The organism is Plantibacter sp. CFBP 8804, from assembly GCF_014841225.1.
Classification (GTDB): Bacteria; Actinomycetota; Actinomycetes; order Actinomycetales; family Microbacteriaceae; genus Plantibacter; species Plantibacter auratus.
Genome location: NZ_JACYTU010000026.1, coordinates 1 through 21,533, shown reverse-complemented (window position 1 = coordinate 21,533; position 21,533 = coordinate 1). Strand labels below are relative to the sequence as shown.

The 21,533-nt window shown below is 62.5% G+C and carries 16 protein-coding genes; 10 read left to right on the top strand and 6 right to left on the bottom strand.

Annotation, left to right across the window (positions count from 1 at the left end; all coding sequences use genetic code 11):
• The 5 genes from IFU11_RS19485 to IFU11_RS19465 all read left to right on the top strand — a co-directional run.
• The coding region (locus IFU11_RS19485) for a hypothetical protein (RefSeq protein WP_199862387.1) at positions 1–1,163 on the top strand (1,163 nt) is incomplete at its 5' end.
• Entirely contained in the window at positions 1,163–3,694 is a 2,532-nt protein-coding gene (locus IFU11_RS19480) for a DUF7507 domain-containing protein (protein WP_192020023.1), read from the top strand. The genes IFU11_RS19485 and IFU11_RS19480, both read left to right, overlap by 1 nt.
• Before the next feature lie 1,239 nt (positions 3,695–4,933).
• Positions 4,934–7,378 carry a LuxR C-terminal-related transcriptional regulator gene (locus IFU11_RS20665; RefSeq protein ID WP_305798171.1) on the top strand — a complete coding sequence of 815 codons (2,445 nt, stop codon included), beginning with the start codon at positions 4,934–4,936 and terminating at the stop codon, positions 7,376–7,378.
• Between the two features lie 362 nt (positions 7,379–7,740).
• Entirely contained in the window at positions 7,741–9,309 is a 1,569-nt protein-coding gene (locus IFU11_RS19470; protein WP_192020022.1) for a SpaH/EbpB family LPXTG-anchored major pilin, read from the top strand.
• A gap of 165 nt (positions 9,310–9,474) precedes the next feature.
• Positions 9,475–10,392, top strand: a complete 918-nt coding sequence (locus IFU11_RS19465) for a class C sortase (RefSeq protein ID WP_192020021.1) — start codon at positions 9,475–9,477, stop codon at positions 10,390–10,392.
• A gap of 267 nt (positions 10,393–10,659) precedes the next feature.
• Here IFU11_RS19465 and IFU11_RS19460 read toward each other — a convergent pair whose 3' ends face one another.
• From IFU11_RS19460 to IFU11_RS19435, 6 genes are all read right to left on the bottom strand, one after another.
• Complete coding sequence (locus tag IFU11_RS19460; protein ID WP_192020020.1) at positions 10,660–11,139, bottom strand: hypothetical protein; 480 nt, start codon at positions 11,137–11,139, stop codon at positions 10,660–10,662.
• A 47-nt stretch (positions 11,140–11,186) separates the two neighbouring features.
• Positions 11,187–13,406, bottom strand: coding sequence for a SpaA isopeptide-forming pilin-related protein (locus IFU11_RS19455; protein ID WP_192020019.1), 2,220 nt, complete (start codon positions 13,404–13,406; stop codon positions 11,187–11,189).
• 721 nt (positions 13,407–14,127) lie between these two features.
• A complete protein-coding gene (locus IFU11_RS19450) occupies positions 14,128–14,853 on the bottom strand; it encodes a DsbA family protein (protein ID WP_192020018.1) in 726 nt (241 codons plus the stop codon).
• A gap of 163 nt (positions 14,854–15,016) precedes the next feature.
• A complete protein-coding gene (locus IFU11_RS19445; RefSeq protein WP_192020017.1) occupies positions 15,017–15,574 on the bottom strand; it encodes a PepSY domain-containing protein in 558 nt (185 codons plus the stop codon).
• Positions 15,567–16,253 carry a hypothetical protein gene (locus IFU11_RS19440; protein ID WP_192020016.1) on the bottom strand — a complete coding sequence of 229 codons (687 nt, stop codon included), beginning with the start codon at positions 16,251–16,253 and terminating at the stop codon, positions 15,567–15,569. The genes IFU11_RS19445 and IFU11_RS19440 overlap by 8 nt, the downstream gene beginning before the upstream one ends.
• A 144-nt stretch (positions 16,254–16,397) precedes the next feature.
• Entirely contained in the window at positions 16,398–16,847 is a 450-nt protein-coding gene (locus IFU11_RS19435) for a hypothetical protein (RefSeq protein ID WP_192020015.1), read from the bottom strand.
• Positions 16,848–17,724: 877 nt separating this feature from the next.
• On the opposite strand from IFU11_RS19435, the gene IFU11_RS19430 reads away from it, so the two are divergent.
• From IFU11_RS19430 to IFU11_RS20050, 5 genes are all read left to right on the top strand, one after another.
• Entirely contained in the window at positions 17,725–18,096 is a 372-nt protein-coding gene (locus tag IFU11_RS19430; protein WP_192020014.1) for a hypothetical protein, read from the top strand.
• 30 nt (positions 18,097–18,126) lie between these two features.
• Positions 18,127–18,516 carry a hypothetical protein gene (locus IFU11_RS19425; protein ID WP_192020013.1) on the top strand — a complete coding sequence of 130 codons (390 nt, stop codon included), beginning with the start codon at positions 18,127–18,129 and terminating at the stop codon, positions 18,514–18,516.
• A 166-nt stretch (positions 18,517–18,682) separates the two neighbouring features.
• On the top strand, positions 18,683–18,817 hold the full coding sequence (locus IFU11_RS20615) for an ABC transporter permease (protein ID WP_256431136.1): 135 nt from the start codon (positions 18,683–18,685) through the stop codon (positions 18,815–18,817).
• Positions 18,818–18,879: 62 nt separating this feature from the next.
• Positions 18,880–19,005, top strand: coding sequence for a hypothetical protein (locus IFU11_RS20610; protein ID WP_256431135.1), 126 nt, complete (start codon positions 18,880–18,882; stop codon positions 19,003–19,005).
• Positions 19,006–20,981: 1,976 nt separating this feature from the next.
• A partial coding sequence (locus IFU11_RS20050; protein WP_199862386.1) for an arginase family protein occupies positions 20,982–21,533 on the top strand: 552 nt, incomplete at its 3' end.

Genomic DNA, 21,533 nt, shown 5'->3' with positions numbered 1-21,533 from the left:
CCGCCGCGGAAACTGATGCGCTGGTGATCACGAGCCGGGCCGGGAGCCTCGAGGCCTTCGCTGGGCTCAACGGCACCGTCAGTACATCGATACGCAATGCGTCCGGCGCTGACCTCGCTGACATCTTCGTCAGCTATGAGCCGACTGTCCTGGACTCGGGGATGACGCTGCCGGGCGTTGGCGAAACCCACTTCGACCCTTCGTGTGCACAAGTCGCCGGAGCCGGGACCACTGTCGTGTGCGGCCCGCTCACCATTCCAAGCGGTCAGTCCGCCAACCACAATCTTGCCTATAACCTGCCAAGTGACTTCCTCCTCGTTCATGCGGACGGACCGACCCTGTTCGGGACGACCGCTACGGTCTCGTCCGCAGCAGCGGGGTATACGTCTGCCGGCTACGTCGATCAGCAGCGTGTCCGTTCGGACATCTACCTGCAGACCACGGTGAACGTGGTCGACGAAGGGGCGGCGCCCGCAAACAGGCCGACAGCGCCACGGAATCCGCAGTTCAGCGCAACGCCGTCGCAGAACAAGGACATCCACATTGTTGTGACGCAGGGCGGACACAGCGATATCCGCGACGTTCGCCTGCGATTCGCCCTGTCTGACGGGCTCTCCCTCCGCTTTGTCCCCAACCAGTGCACCGTCGAAGGCTCCGCGGTGGATTGTGTATGGCCGCGTGCGAACGCCGGCACGTTTGCCACCTTCGTCATTCCCGTTCGCATCTCCCCCACAGCACGTCCTGGAGAGGTCCTTCCATTGCTCGATCCAGCCGCGACCGTGCACAGCAGCAACGAGCCAGCCACTGTCTCTGGCGTTTGGACAGCAGCCGTTGTCGGCGGACCATTCAGCGTTTTAGTGGCCGCACCGACGGACCCCGTCGACCCGGCAGTACCCGTCGACCCCGCAGTACCCGTCGACCCGGCAGTACCCGTCGACCCGGCAGTACCCGTCGACCCCGCAGTGCCGGTCGGCCCGGTGGCTGTAGATGCAACGGCGGCGACGTCCGCCGCTCTAGCGAAGACTGGTCTGGACGCGATGATGCTGCTGACTCTTGCCGGAGTCGGCGTGCTGTCTCTCGCCGCAGGGCTCACGCTGGTGATGCGGCGGCGGCGCGCGGCGCGCCCTGCACACACGCCGAGCTCTGCTGAGAGGACCTTCTGATGCGCGCCTACACCCGAACACTGACAGCCCTTGCTGCCGCGGCAACGCTGTTCCTTTCTCTGTCGCCCGTGAGTGGCGCCAACGCCCTCAGCAGCCCCGACACCACCTTCTCGGACCTCGCTCTCCGGGGGTGCGTAGCTCAGGCCCTCGGCATCGACGCGCGCGAGCCGATCAGCTCCGAGCAAGCAGCATCTCTCCGAGAACTCAATTGCAACGGGCACCGAATTGCCTCTCTTGAAGGCATCGAGGCACTCTCGGGCTTGAGCAAGCTCAGTTTCACTGGCGCGCCGCTGACGGCTGGCCTTGCCCCATTGAGTGGCCTGCCAGAGCTGGCATCGGTGAGCGTGACCGACGCGCAACCGCTCGACCTCACCAGTCTCGCGAGCCTGCCGATGCTCACTTCACTCTCCGTCAACCGCTCAGAAGTCCTCGACCTCACGGCACTTTCTGGGATGACGCAACTTACCGAGGTGCGACTCAACTCCGTCAAAAACAACCACATCGAACCGCTCGCAGGTCTACTCAACCTCACCACCCTGCAGTTGAACAACAACGGGATCTCCGATCTGGCTCCGTTGCAGGATCTGCGGGAACTGCAATTCTTCGAAGCGACCGCAAACCAGATCTCGGATCTCTCACCGATGTCGGGATGGACCAAGCTGCAACACGTGAATCTCCGCACCAACCAGATCACGGACGTCACTCCGCTACGAGCTCTCACGCAGCTGCGCACCATCAACCTGGAGTCCAACACGATCTCTGACGTGACGTCATGGAGCAGTCTCACCGGCGTCACCTATCTCTCCCTGGACCACAACAACATCGTCGATCTGGATTCGTTCGTCCCCATGGTCGGCTTGGAGACGCTCACGCTGAGCAACAACCGTGTTGAAGACGTCGCCCCACTCCGCGACCTCATCTTCATCGATCACCTCGACCTGTCCCGGAACCAGATTGTCTCCATCGAACCGATCCGAAACCTGTCGGCCCCGAACTATGTTCTCCTGAACGGACAACGCCTCACCCTTCCCGTCATCCTCACGGGCCACACCCAGCACAACCCGGTGCAGTTCCTCGACGGCAGCCCTCTCCCCGTTTCATCTTCGAGCGCGCGGTACGACGAGAGCACTGCCAGCTGGACGTTCGACACTGCTGGCCAGAACACGCTCACTTGGACCTCTCCTGACCTGGGCATCGGGAGTTACTCGGTGTTCTCCGGCACCATCACCCAGGAATCCGTCACGGAATCCGCATCGCTCACACTCACCAAGACAGGTGCCCTCACAAACCCGACAGCAGGACCGACAGCCGGGCAGCAAGCGCACTACGCGTTCGAGCTCACCAACACTGGAAACACGACGCTGACTCAAGCAACCATTGACGATCCGATGCCAAATCTGTCCACGATCTCCTACTCCTGGCCGGGGACCCCTGGTCAGCTGCTCCCCGGCGAGTCCGCCACCGCCACCGCCACGTACACGCTTCAGCAATCAGACGTCGATTCCGGCTCCCTCACGAACGTCGCAACCGCTGCCGCAACAACCGAAGGCGGGACGCCGGTTGCTTCCGATCCGGCGACTGCAACGATCACCCTCGATGAAGAAGCCACACTGACACTCACGAAAACGGCCGACAGCTCGAAGATTTCCGACCTCGCCAGGCCCGGAGACCTCATCTCCTACACGCTGGGCGTTGAAAACACCGGCAACGTCACGGTGTCCAACGTGGCAATCGTCGACCCGATGGAAGGGTTGTCAGTCGTCTCCGTCAGCTGGCCTGGTCCTGCGGGCGAGCTACGCCCCGGAGAATCCGCATCGGGTCAGGCCGTATACGCCATCACGCAGGCAGACATCGACGCAGGTGCGGTCGACAACAGCGCATGGGCGACCGGCGAAAGTCTGGCAGGCACACCCGCACAGTCGAACACCGCGTCCGTTCACACCCCCCTGCCGACTCAGGCAAGCCTCAGCCTCGTGAAGACAGCAGACGACGCAGCACTCCAAACGCCCACCCAGCCAGGCGACACGATCCGCTACCAGATCGAAGGATCAAACACCGGCACGGTGACCCTCCACGACATCATCGTCGCGGACGAGCTCGAAGGCCTCACCCCGCTGTCGTTCGACTGGCCGGGAACACCAGGCGAGCTCGCTCCTGGTGAATCCGTGTTCGTGTCGACAAGCTACAACATCCAGCCCAGCGACCTCGGATCATTGATCGTCGTGAACACCGCTATCGGCACGGCCACCTCCGCCAGCGGAACATTGCTCGAGGAGCGCGCGACGGTCACGACCACCCTCCACCAGCCCGATGCGGTCCCGCCTGTTCACCCTGACGATCCGGCTGCCGTAACACCACCCGGAAGCCCGGCAAGCGCCGATCCCACTGAATCATCGGCATCACCCGCGACCGGCCTGCTCGCGCTCACGGGAAGCACGCCAATCATTCCGCTGACGATCGCGACGGGTGTCCTCCTGCTCGGCTTCCTGCTACGTGCACGTCGTTCCCGGAGTGCCACTTCGCCCGAATAGCCAAGCGACAATCGCCGCCCCGATGCTCACCTCGAGCACCGGGGCGTTCGCGTGCAGCGGAAGCAGGCCTGTGGCGTGGTCCATCGGCTCGGGTTGGGTGACGCACCTGAAACCTGCTCGGGGACGGTACGAGCGTCGACGTCCCGGAGCCACGCATGCAACCTCCTCCTGGCTGCCTTCCCACAATCGGACCCGACCCGCTGACAGTCCTGCTGATCGGCATCGTGCTGACCGCGGCCGGCTTGATCTTTGTGCTCCGTCAGCGGCGCAACCGCGCGGCGGCCAGCGGCCCAGGTCGTTGTCTCGTCGCAGGTGGAACGATGGGCTTGGCGCTCACCACGTCCGCTTCCGCGGCCACCACGCGCGCTTGCGCCCCGGCTTTGTCCCCGACATCTGACCTGGTCGTGGGGGCGCTGCACTGGTCCGGACGGCCTCCGGTTCGCGGGAGCTTCACCGAGCTCGCACCTGGTTCACTCAGCAACGCAACGCTCCGTGACGATCCCCTTCTCGCGGTGACGATCCCGAACCAGCCACACGGTCACCGGGCCGTGAACCACAGCTAGGTCTTGCAACCTGACGAGAGCAACATCCGCCCAGACCGACCAGGATCATCACTCACTGCCCGCGTTGAACCAGACGCCGACAACCCGAAAGATCGACGACCAGCACGGCGTTCCCGGCTACTCCTCCATCATCATCCGCCGTGACTTGCACCTCACTCTGGCCTGCCCCGAGGAAAACGAGCGTCCGATCGACACTCAAGCGATGAGCTTGCACCACCCTAATGTGTGATTAGGGCACCCAGGGCCGGGGCTTCCCTACCCACATCGGCTCGGCGCAGCGCATTGTGGAACACGTGCTCTTCGCAGGTCTTCGACTCAATACCACGGTAGGTTTCGGGCCCGCCTCGGTTTTCCGGCATGCAACCGGATAGTCGCGGCCTGTGGGACACGCCATGCCTCTTGCCCATCTGGGCGGCATGGCACGGGCGGCGCCCTCTTTTCGGGTAGAGATGGTGCTGCCCCTTCAACTTCACACGCTGCTCGCGAATCCTTCCCCGGCGTCGCGGGTGGGGCGCGTTCTTCGATCGCGTCTGGCTCAGGTGCATCTGAGCTGCGCCCTGGAGGCACTCACCTGACTGTCTCCAGGGCGCTCAATGGAAGACCATCGTCAGCGTCCGCTGGTAGGTTGACATCCACACGAATCGAGCGGACCTCGCCAGCGGAGATGAAGGCGCCCATGTACCTGTTCAAAACGGTAACCCGCGACGTCGTCGAGCATGTCACCAGCGGCCGCAATGTGATGCTGTTCGGGCCCCTCGGAAGCGGGAAAAGCTCGGTCCTTCGCGAAGTGGCCGCGGCGCTTGAAGCACGAGGGGGACGTGTCCTGAGCGCACAGGGAGACCTGGGCGGGCGGCAACTCGGTGGGCAGATTCTTGAGCAGCTGGGATTGCTGCGGCGCTCATCTGACCGGAGCCCTGCGGCGATGTTCACCTCGGCACGAGATGCCCTCCTCCAGCAAAACGATGCGGTACTGGTGATCGATGACTACGAACAGGCAGACCCGCTATCGGTACACTTTCTGAGCTCTGTCACGTCACGGGTGAGGACGGTTCGGTCTTATACCTCGGGCGCGCTCGCGTCCCCCTCCTGGCCAGAGGTATCGATCGACCTCGAACCTCTGGACTTCGAGCAGGTCAGAGTCCTCCTCCACAAAGAACTGGAAAGTCCCGCCTCACTCGCCCTCACCGCGCGGGTGATGAGCAAATCCGGCGGGTTGCCGGAACTCGTTCGTGCGATCGCCGGGAGCAGCCGACTCGAAGGACTCATCGTGCTCGAGAATGGCGTATGGCATCTGTCCTCCTCGTCGCTGTGGAGCACCCACCTTCGCTCGTTCGCCCAGCGACACTTGCACGAATTGAACGACGAAGAGACTGCACTGCTCTACCAAATTGCTCAGGGAGAGCAGACTCATGAACCGATAGCTGCTCTTGCCAGCCGCCCCCCTCTGCGCTCCCTGCTGCGCCGTCAGCTCGTGCGAATGGCACCAACCAATCAGTCAGAGCCGGTTCTGTACGTGTGGCCGCCGATCGTTGCCGACCTCCTCCGCCGGGAGGTGCTTCCAGGTTCAAATGTCCCGGCACGTCCGACTTCCGAAGCGTCAGCACCCATGGAACAGACGCTGACGGGGCGGATCTTCCAGCAGGACGCAGACGAGCTTGCGCCGCTCATGCTCCAATCCTGGGAAAAGGAGCGCACGCCGGCGCGCGCCCATGCCTATCTGCGAAAAGCAACGGGCAGCCGTTTTCAGCGCGCCGCGATCGAGCGGGTGTTCCACGAAACGGTTACGTCCGGGGTCGACCCACTGGACGCATTCCTGTTCGAATTTCAACACGCGCAGTGGGTGGCGCTTGACCTCGGGGATCTTCGCGGCGCGTTGGCCGTTCTGAGAGCGTACGGCGAACAACCGTCGGCTCTGCGCCCAGCCGCCCAAGCCGCCGCGGTCCTGTTGACCGTCTTCCTCGACCGCATCCCGGAAGACTATGGCGACGGGCTCTCCGTCGAACACGACGTGACAGGCCTGACAGGGATTGTGCGGTCCATGATCTTGCTGTTTTCAGGGAAAGTCGATCGGGCGCGAGACGCGGCACCGACCGCGGCTGATCAGCTGTTCTCGCCAGCCTTTCATGGCTATATTCTCCCCCTCATCAGTCTCTATGAGGGAAACCTCGAGCTGGCCGCGGAACGTGCCGACGCCTCGCGCGCGTCCGCGCTCATTGCGCACGATCGACTCCATTATCTGGGTGCGTCCTACGCACTCGCGTTCACTTACGCGGGTGGCGGCCAGATAGCGTCACTGGATGCGGTGATCGGCGATGCACTGAGTACCGCGAAGGCCACGATGTTGCTCCGACCGTTCTTCGGGGCAACGTTGGGAATCGCGGCCGTCAACGAGGCGTTCCGGACTGGCGCATCCGATAGTTCAGCGGCACTCATCGCCGAGGTCGAATATTACGTTCCTCGCCCAGGTCCGTTGTATGGGATGGGGAGTGACGTCCCCGCCATCGTCGCACATCATGTTCTTGATCCGGTGTCCTTCGACCGCGACATGGCGAACGCCATTCGTCGACGTCGAGAACTCGGCTACTTCGCTGCGGCAGCCAGCCTGACCGTTGTCGCCGGCTGTGTCTATGCCGGCCCGCTCGTCTCTGCAGAAGCGACGCTTCTCGGCCAGCGCGTGCAACTCCCCCTCTACGCTCGGGCGCTCAACCTGATCCCTGCGCTTGTCCGTTCAGATTTCGCTGCGGTCAACGACATTCTGGTTGCCCCGGCAGCGGGAGATATCACGTTGCTGGAACAGATCGTGGGATCTGAGTTGCGTCGGGCTCAACGCAGCGGGGACGACGATATCGTCAGCGCGTTGCAGAGCCCCCTAGCGGAACTCCAGCGCAGGGCCACCGGCTCCTTCCAGCCGATCCGTTCGAGTCGAAGCGCTCTGAAAGTCGCAGAGCTCACTCCTCGCGAACGACAGATCGCCAGTTTGGTTGCCGACCTTAAGAACGCTGAGATCGCTGAACAGCTCAACATCAGTGTCCGGACGGTGGAGAACCACATTGCCAGCGCTCTGCGCAAGACCGGCACGGCAGATCGCGTGGCACTGTCCAGACTCGTGCTGAGCAGGTAAAACCAGCCGGCCGGTAACGCGATCGGTCGCCATCGCGTGCATTGTGGACGCGGCGAAGCATTCGCTCGCTACAGGCACCTATCTCACGCTACCTGACCCCCACTTGGCGTGCTCGGCTTGCTCATTTTCGCGCTCTGCCCGCCGACAGTCGCGGCGAGCCCGCGAGCATAACACCGGCGGTTGGCAACCAAACTGCCATCACAACCATCTCGATACCGGGTGTGCTCGGGCTGATGTGCGATCGGCAGCACGGAACTGGGCCTGTCGCAGCGCGGCCGGCCACGTCGGCCGTTGGGTGATGTCGATGGCTACGCGGTGGGCCGGCGCTGGTTCCTTGCCATCCATCCAACATTGGAGCAAACATGACAAATCCTGCACAACGCAGGCTGCTGAGGGCAGCTGCCGCCACACTGGTCGGCGGTGCGCTGGCCCTGGGCAGCGTGGGCAGCGCGTACGCAGCGACGAGTTCGACAATCGACGCCACCCAGTCGGGATCGCTGACGATCCACAAATACGAGCAACCGAAGAGCCCCACGGATCTTCCGCACGACGGTCGGGAGCTCTCGGCTGCTGATCTGACGGAGCTCACACCGCTTCCCGGCGTTGAATTCACAGCGACGAAGGTGGCCGGCGTAGACCTCACTACCAACGCCGGATGGGAGTCGGCGCAGGCCATGACGACAACCACGGCCGCTTCCGCCGTCAGCACCGCACCCACAGACATCCACCGGGGAGTCACCGCCGCGGACGGGACGCTCTCCCTCACCGGGTTGGACCTTGGGCTGTACTACGTGACGGAATCCAAAGCCCCAGCTGGCGTGGTCCCGAGCGCACCATTCCTCGTGACGCTGCCGCTGACCAACCAGCTCGACCAGTCGAGCTGGATGTACGACGTGCATGTGTACCCGAAGAACTTCGCGGCACACACCGAGAAGACCGTCTCCGACAGCAGCACTGTCGCCGTGGGAGATGACGTCACCTGGACCGTCCGCTCGATCCTGCCGATTGACGGCACGGACGGTTACCAACTCACCGACACGCTCGACAAGCGCCTGACGTTCAACTCGGCAGACGTCTCGATCAACGGCACCAAGCTTGACGCCGCGGACTACACCTCCTCCTCTGTCGTGAGCAGTGTCACGGGGCGCGCGACTGTCCTCGTGAAGCTGACCGACCTTGGCCTCGCGAAGGCAAACCTTCCCGTGAACAAGGGGGCCGCTATCGAGTTCGCGTTGGTCACCACGATCAAGGAGCTCGGTGACATCAAGAACGTCGCCGAGATCTACGACAACGCCGACGACATCACGAACAAGACGCCCTCGGGATACACGCCCGGCCACCCGGACGAAGAGAACCCGACGCCCCAGCCGAACGACCCGACCGATCCGAACAACCCGTTCGACCCGATCCCGGGAGACGATGCTCCGGTCACGAAGTTCGGCGAGCTGACGATCAACAAGATCAGCGCGGCGGATTCCAAGGTCCTCAGCGGCGCGAAGTTCCAGGTGTACACGAGCCTTGACGCGGCCAAGGCTCAGGATGCTGCCGGCCTCGTCACTATCGGTAGTGAATCCGTGTGGACCTCCGACGCGAAGGGACGTGTTTCCATCGCCGGCCTGCGTTACTCGAACTGGGAGAACAACGCGGCAATCGCCGACCAGAACGCCTGGAAGCACTACTGGCTCGTCGAGACGGCAGCTCCTGCAGGCTTTGAGCTGCTCGCCGAACCCGTTCAGTTCGACATCACGAGCAACGACGCAACAGTCGTCGACCTTGACGTGAAGAACGTTCCCGGCAATGGCGGATTCTTCCTCCCCATCACCGGTGGCGCCGGTGGTTCGTTGCTGATGGGCGCGGGCGTGCTCCTCGTTGTGGGTGCCGTCGTACTCACGATCCGCAACCGCCGTGCTGACGCAAAGGTCGCACAGTAGCCACATCCCCAGTACGAGGTCGGTCTGGCGCTCACGTGCCAGGCCGACCTCTCTCTGTAGTAGCGATCCATCCTGCCCCCGGAAACTCACCCGCTCGACGAGGTATCTCCCATGAAACACTCCCCCGCGAGCCGCCGGAGACACGCGTCTCGTTCCCGTTCCTCGATGAGGGCGATATTTCGCCGCATACCGGTCACGATCATTGCTCTGGCTGGGATCGGACTTCTGCTCTACCCTGACGCGGCAAACTGGTTCGCTGCTCGAGCACACGCCACGAGTACCAACAGCTACGCCGAGAAACTCGACGACCTGTCAGCATCGGAACGAGCGGAATCGCTCGAGCGAGCGAGGACATACAACACCCGAATCGGTGTTCAAACGCTTACGGACCCGTACACCGATGTGGCAGAAGTCGCAGCGACCTCGGATGAGTACCTGGATCAGCTCCATGTTCCAGGAAGCGATGTGATGGCCCGGATCCGGATACCCGCGATCGACATCAGCTTGCCGATCCGTCATGGCACCTCCGATGACAGCCTCCTTGAAGGTGTCGGTCACCTGCAAGGGTCGTCGCTACCGGTGGGAGGGACGAGCACCAACGCCGTGCTCACCGGACACAGTGGCTTGCCCGGCGCCGCGCTCTTCACCCCGCTGCATGACCTGGACGAAGGAGACCTGATCTTCGTTGACGTGTTGGGTGAAACGCTCGCCTATCAGGCGTTCGACTTCGCGACGGTCGTTCCCACGGAAACCGATCGGTTGCGGATCGTCAACGGTGAGGACTACCTCACGCTCATCACCTGCACACCTATCGGGGTCAATAGTCACCGCATCATCATTCGAGCCTCGCGCGTGGATCTCCCGGACGATACTCGACCCGAGGACACGGTCGCGCCCGACGAAATACCGTTCCCGTGGTGGGTGATCATGCTCAGTGCTGTGAGTGTTGCCGCGGGGCTGTACCTGATGTGGCCCGCGATCGCGCGTGGTCGTCTCGCGCGTCGTGGTCGGCTCGCGCGTCGACACACGTTCGTCGAGGTCGACGGCCGAAGCCGCAGCAGACGCCGCCACCTGCTCAGTTAGCCTCGCTACACTGCTGGCCGTGCAACGCTCCTACAGGGTGTTCTCGCGCTGATTGATTCGTTGCGGAAGTGGTCGAATGGTCTGCGATTGCCGGGTTCCACCTGCGGGATAGGCGGCGCGATAGGACATCGAGGACGCTCTCGGCGGTTGGCCGATTCGTGCCACCGTAGGTGGTACGGCATGACGCGAAACAGATCGTGGATCATCCTCGGGCGGAGGCGGCTGGATCGCACGAAATCAGGCCGTACGGCGTGCTGATCACACGGCCTACTCTGCGTCGTCGACGATCGACAGGCCAACGAAGTGCATCTGTGGACGACCGTAGTAACAGGTCTGCAGGAGCACGTCGCCAGGTATTCCAACGAGCGCATCTGACGTGACTCCGTATTTGGCTGTGTCCCGGGTGCCCGCCACCCGGTACTGGCGGATGATCCCGTCAACCTCGACGTTGACCAGCTGCCCGATCTCCCACGACAGCACGATGTCTCCCCCGCAATAATTATGTGCAGCCCACAGCGGTGGAACGTCATCCCGGTGTCCGTCCACCATCTCCGAGAAGGTGCCGTCGCAACGATCGAGCAGCGTTTCTGCGCCGGACTGACCGAGCGTGACCGTTGGGATGGCATCACCGGCGAGCGAGCGCGCAACCGTGATCTTGATGTCCCCATACGTTCGTTCCACGGTTTGAGGATCCACAACAGCGATTCCGACGGTGATGAGTCCTGCCCCGATGAGGGCGACGCCCAACGTCGCGAGCGTTCTGCGCCATGCCCTTGAGGCCCAAGACGGGCTCGTCAACGAACGCCGGGCATCTCATCGTGGTGTTTCTTGCCTCGTCGACCCAACCTCCGAGAGACGAACGCAGCACAGAGCGCAAGACTGAGCAGAGTTACTCCCCCCGCGACGAGTGTCCCCGTTCCGGCACCTCCCGTGGCTGGCATGTCGAAGCGAGGGCTGTCGGTCACGACCAGCGTCCCGCTTTCGATCGTCACTTGCGAGTTCAGGGCAGGGTTTGCCAGTTCGAGCGCTCCGCCGGCGGCGACGGTGAAGGGAACTGCTTGCGCAAGGAGGACATGTCCGTCTGGCGCTTTCGATTCACGGATCCAGTAGGCACCGGGGGTGATGCCGAGTACTTCAAATGACCCGGTGGTGCCGGGCACCGCAGAGACAGTGATTCCGTTCAGCGGTTCGCCTGGTGCGCCGTCGACATCGGTCAGGATCTCGAATCCGGCTCCGTCCAGCGGGGTGACCTGCCCGTTGACGGTGCCGCGCTTGAGAATGTCCATCCGCGCCGAGACGACGGTGTCGGTCTGGCAAACCGGCGCGGGAGCGGCGCCAGCCTCGCAGGTGGCAGGAGGTGTATCGCCGGTGCCGGCGACGACGTTGTGGAGAACACTGTTCCACGCATGGTCCGCGACTGTTGCTGTGTAAGTCAACTTTGCCGGGTACCCGGCGATGAGGGTGAAAGGGGACGAGGTAAGAACCGGTTTGCCGGGAACCGGGTCGGGGATGTTCTTGGTGACCGTCCGAGTGCCCGTGGGGACAAACCACAGGTAGGTTCTCTCTTCGTAGGTCAGCGTCGCGGAACCGGCAACAAACGCGGCGTTGTTCAACACGTTCGTGAGGTCATCGGTGAGGACAACGTTGCCGGTATCCTCGGTGGAGCGTGCTGTGACGGTGTACGAGACGTTCTCCCCCGGTGAAACGTAGGTTCCGCCCCCAGCCACGGATGCGGCCTTGTCGATGCTCCAGACGGGCCCCTTCGCGATTGCTGTTGTCGTCGTTGACACGTTGTTGGTGTTGTTCGGGTCGCTGTCGATGCCAATCACCGTTGCGGTGTTCTCGACGGACGTACTTTGCGGGGCTGTGACCGTTCCTCGAATGATGATCGGTTCAGCAGAAGCACCAGCCTCGAGAACGACGGGGACCGCTGCGGCACGGTCCCCCCCGGCAAGCACAGGGCGGTCCGGGTCGGTCTCGTCAATCGACCACCCGGTCGGCGCGGCACTGCAGGAGAGGTTCGGGCCGGCAAGACGGCAGCCCTCAGGACCGGACACCAGCACAGGATCGACGACCGTGGCTGGTATCGCGTCACGGACGATGTATCCGTGCGAGGCCTGATTTGCTGAGTTGTTCGTGACATTCATCGACCATTCGATCTCATCACCGGTGCGTACGGTTGTCGGCGCCGACTTCACGACCGAGAGATCAACAGCCGGGGCCACAAGACCCACTCGGACCGGCAGCCTCCCCACTTTGACCGCGAAGCGGTCATACGCCAGCGGGCCGATGACAACCATCGCTGCATACGAGACCGTGAGCGTGACCGAATGAACGAGACCCGAGATCTGGACGACCGGGCGGTCATGCGCGATTCCCGTCTTCTGACCGAGCGTCGGAGTGTAGGTGAAGCCGTTGTCGCGGTACGCGACGTCGACTCCTGGGACTGCCAACGGGTTTGTTTCGTAGGTCGTCATGGCCGTGCTGTAGGCGGTTGGTGATTCACCGTTGATCGCGGAGATTCGGGTCTCGCTCCACGATGCGATCGCGCCGAACTCTGGCAGCGTGTCTTCGGTCGTGGACATGGAAACGTCGTAAATAGCCAAGCCTGGGTTGAGCACCGGCTTGTCGTACGTGATCGTGACGGTGTTCACATCACCGCATTCGAAACGCTTCCCTTCCGCCAGCCACTCGTCTTGCGTTCCAGCCCAGTCGGCAGGGGGTTCAAGACAGCCCACCGTCAGCGGATCGTCCAACGTGGTTCCTGCAGAAGGTCCGCCAGGAGGGAACAGCTCGAATGATTGGGCATACGGGTAGGCGGCTGACTTCAACCGAAGCTGTCCTTGACCTCCCACCTGGAGCCTGGCGGTCTGGTTCCCCAACTGCACCTCAGCCTCATTGGCGTCAACGAAACTCGATGAACTGACGTACGAACTCGAGTTCTCTGGAACAAGAGCAGACGAACCGGCCCCGGCCGCAGAACTGGTCGGCACGAGTCCGAGCGACAGCGTCACCACGAGTAGCGTCGAGGATGCACACCACTTCGTCACGCCAGACAACGAATGGTTGCTCGACCGAGCTGTGGCCGGACCCAACAAGCGCATGGCATCTCCAGAGAATCGACAAGGGAACAGGTACCAGTATCGGGAGCACGTCACTCGTCTCCGTGCACGCGTTGCTTCTGCCTGCCATGACGCACAACAACTCAGGGGGCAATGGGGCAATGGCTAGGTGCTGGCATGCAGCATCGTGGGTGCGTGCACCCGATGAGATCGGCTCCTGAAGGCCTCGACCGACAGGTTGGGGTTCGTGCTCGGCCAATTGTCGGAGGCGTCGAGCACCACCGGGCCTGTCGCTACTGCGGCCTCAAGGAGCCCCATCGTCTCCTCGACCGGGTTCGTCCTTCCGCCTCATCGGCGCGCCGACGAGGCGGGCACTGCGAAGCGCAAGGAGGCATCGCGATGCGATCCAAATCCGGGAGGGCGTCTGACGCTCGGTTCGGTGGGAGACAGGACGATAGCCGAAACACACTGCGGGGAGGAGGCACTCAATCCCGGTCCTTGATCCAACTCCGGCAGCGGGCACGGTGTGAGCCGCGGTCTCGTTCGAAGGCTCCGACCAACAAGCACGGTCAACACCGGGGCGCAACCACGTGCACTGCAAACCTGCGGTCAGGCCGATTTCGGTTGTTGCTGCGCACGTCACAACCTGCGGGAGGGGACGCCGGCATTGGCTCTATTGCGTCAGGGAAGCCTGGTAGAACTGTGCAAAGTGTTCAGCGTCGTCGCTGTTTCCGGAGTAGAGATGTCCGTTGACGATGGTGGTGGGAACGGCGGTCAGGGCTAGTGCTTCGCTGGTCGGGAGCGGACCCTGTAGAGCCTCGGCGGTGATGTCCCGCACCCAGGCTTGATAGGTGCGGAGCGTGGTTGCGTCGCTCAGCGAGACGTTGAGCTGGCCGGCAATGCTCACGAGCTCCTGATCGGAGAGACCAGGGGTGTTCTCTGCGGGCTGGTTGGCGAAGACGGCAGAGAGGTAGCCGGGGAGAGCAAAGGGATGGGATGCCGCGACATCGACGATGCTGGCTGCTGCGCGAGTGGAGTAGTTGGTACCAACCGAGAGCCGGTCAAGGAGCGCCACTGGGTGGATCCGCAGCGTTGCGCGCCCGTCGTCGACCTCGTCGAACAACAGCTGTCCACTATCGGCTTCGAAGATCTTGCAATACGGGCACAGCGGGTCCAGGTAGAGGTCGATGACTGTCGCGCCCGAACCGAGGCTGATGTACCCGCCATCGAACTCCACCGCGCCGACAACACCCGTCAGCGAAGACGTAGGGTATGAGTCCTCCTCCTCGGATGGCATGGCTTCGCTGCCGACACAGCCGCTGAGGATGATCGCACTGATGAGCGCTGCGAGGAAGACTGCACCCCGGCGTCGCCGCGGACTGAGTTGAAAGAACGCCATAAACTGCTCCTCAGGGTATGTCTGGACACTGTGGTTCTCAGGACTGAGCCCTCGTGCAGGGGCTCACGGTCGTGGACGATATGAGTGAACCAGCGAGCCGATGGGTTTGTAGCTGCCCGGTATCGTCTGCCGGACATCTGCGGATCCGTGATCGTTGCGGTGGCTAGTCATCAACGTCTGTGACTGCTCCGGTTTCACCGTCAACAGTGACGGTGATTCGTTGGCGCCCCGTCTCGAAGTCGATCTTCCAGCTCAAGAGAGCGCCTTCGTTTCGAAGATCGATGTTCGTGACGTGGACTGCTCCGCCGACCGATCGGCTAGCCTCTTCGACTGCCTGAGCTGCGGACCAGGAGAGTCCCGGGCCGGTCGCGTCACGATTCGTGTTGAGCCACAGGTCGCTGCGGTTGATCTGTGCTTTCGCGCTGACGAATGACTGCAACGTTTGTCGGAAGTCGTCATCTGCGAACCAGTTGGAGTCGGAGGAACTCGATGAGTGTGCTTCGAGATACTCACGGTATTGCTCCCGCGCGGCGAAGAACACCTCGAGATCGGATGCTGGATTCGTCGACGGTGTGGCCTCGCTGGCGGAAGTAGCGGGTGTGCTTGGGTCTGCGGCTCCGATCGGTGCGCCCGTTCCAGGCGCGGTGCACGCCGATGTCGACGCGATAACGCTCCCGACGACAAGCGCAAGCGACATCCGCCAGATGCGTTTCTTAGTCATCAAGTCTCATCTCCACAATCTGAAAGTTGGTGTCAAGACGTAATTTGTGAACAGATCCGTCGACGAGTTCGATCCGATAGGGAGCATGCGAGGAAGCGTCCAGCTCCAATTCGGTCAAGTAACTGCCGGGGTATGCCGCCAGTGCAGCAAGAACGGCTGAGTTGATGTCCTCGATGCGCCAGGTGCCCGGGAACCTTCCATCGTCGGAGCGTTCGGTCTCGATGATGGTGGCCTTGTCGTCGACCACGCGAACCTTGCTTTCCAGACCATCCGCCGTCTCGAAGTGAACGTGCCACGCGCCAACAGGTTCAGCCTCCACGGACCTCAGATCGCTCACATCGCCTCCGACGGCCACGTTGGCCAGGCGAATGACCTCCAACAGCTGTTCAGCGCTGTCCGTACCCTGTGGGCCGGCCGTCCGCGGCGGGTCGTTCGAATCGGGTCGGCCCGGCGTATCAACGGTTGGACCGCTCGCAGCTGAAGGCGAGCGATCCACGAAACGGGAGCTCGCATCGGCCATGGGCGTGGACTGGTTGCCATTGACGTTGCCGATCAACAGGCCAACGATCACGGAAGCGAGGACGACCAATGCTGCCAGGAGCGCCAGGGTGAACCAACGCCAACGACGTTTTTCCGGTCGAGGTGACCTGTCCAGATCTATCTGTTGAGAGGGCTTCACGGGGTTCAATTCGGAGTATTCGCTTTCTCAGGCGGGCCGCTGCCGCGGCGGTGGTTCTGGAATCTGGTGGCGTGTTGGGCGTCTCGCCGACCACTCATTGCTTCAAGGACGGACGCTCACGCCGATAAGATCCGGCTCGCCAGGTCACGCAACGTTTTGTCTGGTGCTCGCCGTCGGTGCCGGCGACTCACGGGCAATGACGCGGGCGAGTAGGTTCGGTCCTGATCGACTGTCCCGCACCGTGAAATCGCCGATGTGTAGACGCGTACCGGTGCGTTTAATCTCTCCGACGATCAGGTCCTCTCGTGCAGAGACGACGACAAGGCGATCGCCCTCCTGCACATTTCTGGGATCCGAGAGGGAACGATCAGCCCCCCGGTCGTCCTCGCGTGAAGACTCAGGCAGGTCGGGAACTCGTGCTGCGACCGCGGAGCTCGTCGCGGTTGTCGTGACGACGGTACCCAGTTTTCGGCCGGCGAAGCGAGCCAAAACTTGCCATTCACCAGCCGCCATAGGAAGGTCGATGGCCCGGTGTACCGAGGTTCCTGTAGCGATGAGGTCTCGAGTGATTCCGGCGATGATCTGGTGAATCACGATGGTTGTCCTTGCGGGTAGTTGGGTTGACTCGGCACTCCGGGAAGACGACGAGGCGAGCTGGCCGCGCCGAGATATCACGCTCCCCGATGGGTCGCATCGTGGATGCTGGATGCTCGGGCCTGCTAGGACAAGTTTCGAACTGGGAGTCTGTGCTCGTTCTGACTTGACACCGTTTTGAGTACTAATCCGCATGAAAACCAGTGATCGGTGGGGTGCCATGCGTGGCTGAGGATCACCATTCAGGGGAGGGCGCGGGGCGCGACAGCGCTACCCGGCTGACGCGGAACCTCTCGATGACCTGACACGCACGATCGATCTGATCGAACTTCGCCCGCGGTGCACTTCTCACTGGGTACGTGCGATGGAGGGCGTGACATCCATCGTTGCTCAAGGAGCGTAGATGCACCTTCGCAATCATCCCCGAAGACCGGGCACAGCGCGCATGGGCGACACCAAAACGGGGCGGCTCGAAAGCCGCCCCGCCTGTGGATAACTACCCGCCTGACATGCGCGGATAACGTTCAATTATGACAGTCTGAGCGTTTCCCCTATGAGGGACTACTCGGACGGTGGCTGCTCGCCGTGTCTCTCCGGGTCTTAGACTCCGGCCTCCAACCCCGGTACGGGCGAGGACCAAGGTCGAACAAGCCCGGGATCATACGCGATGTTGGGTTCGGCCATGTGGAGTACACGTCAACTCCCCCACCTTCCGCTCGCCTGAACTTGACAACGAGAGCCTATAGGAAGATATGATCGTTTCCGGGGGTGTAATAGAAGACTTCAGCTTGCTAGGAACAGCCATCGCCGGGACGCTCTGGCTCGCAGTCTCGGAGACGCTATGTGCCGTCCACGACGGCATCATTCGAGGACGAACGTGCGCGACATCGAGGAGGGCTCCTTGGAGGACACGACGCCGTTTGTCGAACGTCTCAGCCGACTGGACCGATGGAAGCCGGCCGATTCCTACGCGCTCGCGGCAGATGAGTCGTTGGCCGCGTCGATGCCGACGATCTTGCCGCTCCTGGCGTTCGTCAATTCGCTCTACCCACCGGGCGAAGCCGGTCTCACTCAGCTGGGCGAAGGCCTCGACCCCGAATACATCGACCGGCTCAGCACCGAGAGCGCCACGTTGCGAGAGTTGAATGACGATCACCTGAACCGGCGCTCAACCGGGGTCGATCTGTGGATCGGAACAGCGGACACTAGCGGTCCACCGAACCGGAGCCGCTTCGAGCGAAGCAAGTAGAATTCGCTTCGGAGCTGGGGAGGAAAGCCATTGGGCGCCCTCTACACCTCGCTCGCGTCCGACCAGGACGGGGGGATGTGGCTCGCACACATGCTCGAGAACGAGGCCGAGTATCCGCGACCGTGGACGGCCTGGCGAATGTCGCCGTCGACACATTCCGAGCTCGTCATCGACTCTGCCGTGGACTGGTGCGAATTCGTGGCGGAGTTCATAGGTACGAAGTCATCGGTCGATTGGGATGGTGTCGCCAAGCGGTGGGACGCAGTGCATCTCACCCCTCGCGCCGTCTTCTCGATCGACTGCTTCTCGTTCGAATGGCAAGGCCAAGAGATCCCGCCCAGCTACTGGGGCGTCGAGACCACCGCCTGGCTGAACTGGCGCTTCGACGAACCCACGATCGTTCACCTAAACCAGGAGTGAGGGTGGGGAGAGCAGACTCTCCCCACCCTCACTCGCCGTTACTTGCGCGCGGTCAACGTGACCGTGAACGCCTCGGTTGCGCCGTCGTTCGCCGCATCGCTCCCTGGCACGGCCCGGGAGACTCCGCAGGCTACCGACCGTCACTAGATTCCCCATCAATGGCGTCATGCCAGTCATCGATGGAACCACCGTGTTGCTGGCCGCTGGCCTTTCCGTAACAATCGGCATCTTCTTCGGAACGTACCCCGCGGTCCAAGCGGCCCGACTCAACCCGGTCGACGCCCTCCGCGTCGGCACCTAAATCAAGCGCTCCATCACACGCTCACCGAGAGGATCACCGTGAAGCATCCCAAGACAACACCCATGTCCGCCTCGTCCACCGAGCAAGAAAGTGCACAGACAACCGTGCTCATCGGAATCCTCGCCACCACGGTGATCCTTCTCGGCCTACTCCTCACACTCGCGTACACGCTCGTCTTCCTACTCTGACATCCCGTACCCTATTCTTTCCTTTCGGTCGGAAAGCACCGCAAACGGAGTACACATCAAACCAAGACCAAGATGCCTCCAATACTCTCCCCCTCCCCGAAGACTCATTCGAGGCACAGACGCGTAAACACCACAAGCGCTGGCATAGGCCGTGTCCAGCTGTCTGAAGGCGATGGATGAAGGGTGATCGCTGGTAGCCGGTGCCGACAAGAGCTCTAATTTCCCTCTAACGGTCGACGTTCGATCTGGAAGCCGTTCTCTAGAGCTGCGCGAATGAATCCACCGGCTCTGAAGCGACATGCGACGAACACTGCCCTTGGGTGCGCCCGTACGTCCTGAACGAACGGTCCCTCGAGCAGCTTAGACGCGGTCCTCGACAAGGTTGATTCGCGCACGGCGCAGGAAACGAGCGTCGCCCTTGATGTTCCGCACCTGGGACGGCACCCCTGCCAAATGCAAGCGAGACCACTGAACGCCGCGAATAGCAACAGTCGCTCAACGCGATGCCCGGTATGAACCTGCCGGACTGGGACTGGGACTGGGATCAGCGCTAGCTCAGGAGAAGACCGATCCAAAGGATGGCGAGAAAGGAAGCGGACTGCAAGGGCATGCTCCATATCCTCGCCGTCTACCGTCAGCAGACGACCGTGAGCGTCACGCGAGCGCGACGGCCACAGGAAGACGGCCGGCGAAATCAGTAGTCTGCCGCGTCCGGACGTCGAGGTCGCGGACGACTCGGCTGAGACGTCGAGCGAGCCTCCGGTCAGATCACGGCCCTGTCGCCCATTTCAACGAGGGTCCGCCCCTGAGCGCGAGGTCGACGGCGACGGCCGTCCACCTGGAGCCCTCATTGGTCATGTTGAGTTCGTGGGGTTCGCGGCTCGCGCCCATCACTCCCCTTTCGTCGGAACGAACCCAACAACCTCACAATGAATCCGAAGTGGTCGTCTGTAAGACTGCGCGCCGCGCCGATCCCGGGAGCCGCGGCGAAGCATATTCCGGGGGCATCCCCGTGTGTTCGCTGAAGTATCACGGCGGCTGAGTGTTCGACCGCACGAGCTACGCCATCGAGCCGTCCAGAATCGTAAGAGGCGCTCAGATACAGTTGCCCGACGCCAGACTCGCCCCGTGAAACCTCCCGCATGCTTCGTTCGCTGTCCCGATCGGCAGATCCAGGGGGCAAGCGTCATGCCGTAGCTGCGAGTCTGGCGTGCGGACTGCTGGCGTACCGCGACTCTGCGGCGGCCGGAGTCGAGAGCCGGCACGTAGTGCGTTTCAGTTCCGTCGCGCTCTCGAGTTTCGTCATCCGGGTTGGGCTGCTCGATCTCCGAGACGACCCTTTCCGGCGCCCATTGCGCTCAGGGCTGACCGCCGCGGCCATTGGCTCGGCGCTCGCCACTGCTGAGGTGTCTGACGCCATCGACGCGCGACTGCACCAGATCCTTCTTCGTCGAGGATCGACCCATCCGCGCGTCGTCTTTGCTTGCGCCGCCGAGACAGTGATGGCTCTAGCTCGCTTTCCCGCTCGAAGTACTTCATCACGATCCGAACCAGACAGCCTCGCTCCGGCAGAGGCACGCACGGTCGACCTGCCAGCAGACGTCCGAACCCTAGTAGATGCCCTTCCTCCGGGTGCAGCACCTGCTATCCCGACCATCGCAACCGACATGGTGGCAAGGATCACCGCGAAACCGGCGCGCTTTTTCGTAAACAGATTGGCCCCCGATGAGTATCATCCGACAGCCTCAAGACGAACCGCAAACGGAGAATTCTCGAGGGGGTCGTGCGGGATGGCCCGATGACCAACCGACACGCTCGCTACGTCCAGGAGAGATTCAGACAACGTGCTCCCGTTAGCGCAGCTGCGCGTCAAGTTCGGCGAGTTCGTCCACGATTCGGTGCCGTTCGCACGGCGTGAACCGTCGAATCTGCATTGAAAGAACAGCGGCTGCTGCGACCGGACCCAGATCGAACGCTTGCTCAACAGCCAGCCGGAGGTCATCCACATCGCCCGAGACGGCGGCACAGGCATCGATGAGTTACCCCGGCTGATCGAGCACCGCGATATACACAAGCAGAGTGTCGCAACGCATCAGCTGATCCTGCCGATCGTCAGTCACACCACGAGTTTACCGGCGATCTCGACGCCGACGCCATGGCGCATCCAGTGGTCAACCTTCCCTGGGGCCGCGCTTGCGGCTGCCAGCAGAGTCCTGGCCTCATCGAATTCACGGCCGGACATGCTGCGCGCCGAGCCAGTTTTTCGGGCACGAAGACAGTGCGCAAGGGACATCGAACCGATGGAACACGAGCTCATCGCCGAACGCGACATCGACGTGGTCGGCGTCGAGCACGGTATGGCTGCGCATCTGCAGCACGCGCTGGCAGGGCGACCCGCATACGTGCACATCGATTGCGATGTTCTCGAGCCGGGCACGGTTCCCACGGACTATCGAGTCGCCGCTGGTCTGACCCTCGCACAGCTGACCGCGTGCGCCCACGCCATTGCACGATCCGAGGTCGTGGGG

What these genes read in the sequence shown, in the direction of transcription:
- IFU11_RS19480 (WP_192020023.1), top strand. Translation starts at nt 1,163, where the DNA reads ATGCGCGCCTACACCCGAACACTGACAGCCCTTGCTGCCGCGGCAACG.
- IFU11_RS20665 (WP_305798171.1), top strand. Translation starts at nt 4,934, where the DNA reads ATGTACCTGTTCAAAACGGTAACCCGCGACGTCGTCGAGCATGTCACC.
- IFU11_RS19470 (WP_192020022.1), top strand. Translation starts at nt 7,741, where the DNA reads ATGACAAATCCTGCACAACGCAGGCTGCTGAGGGCAGCTGCCGCCACA.
- IFU11_RS19465 (WP_192020021.1), top strand. Translation starts at nt 9,475, where the DNA reads ATGAGGGCGATATTTCGCCGCATACCGGTCACGATCATTGCTCTGGCT.
- IFU11_RS19450 (WP_192020018.1), bottom strand. Translation starts at nt 14,853, where the DNA reads ATGGCGTTCTTTCAACTCAGTCCGCGGCGACGCCGGGGTGCAGTCTTC.
- IFU11_RS19445 (WP_192020017.1), bottom strand. Translation starts at nt 15,574, where the DNA reads ATGACTAAGAAACGCATCTGGCGGATGTCGCTTGCGCTTGTCGTCGGG.
- IFU11_RS20615 (WP_256431136.1), top strand. Translation starts at nt 18,683, where the DNA reads ATGCCAGTCATCGATGGAACCACCGTGTTGCTGGCCGCTGGCCTTTCC.
- IFU11_RS20610 (WP_256431135.1), top strand. Translation starts at nt 18,880, where the DNA reads ATGTCCGCCTCGTCCACCGAGCAAGAAAGTGCACAGACAACCGTGCTC.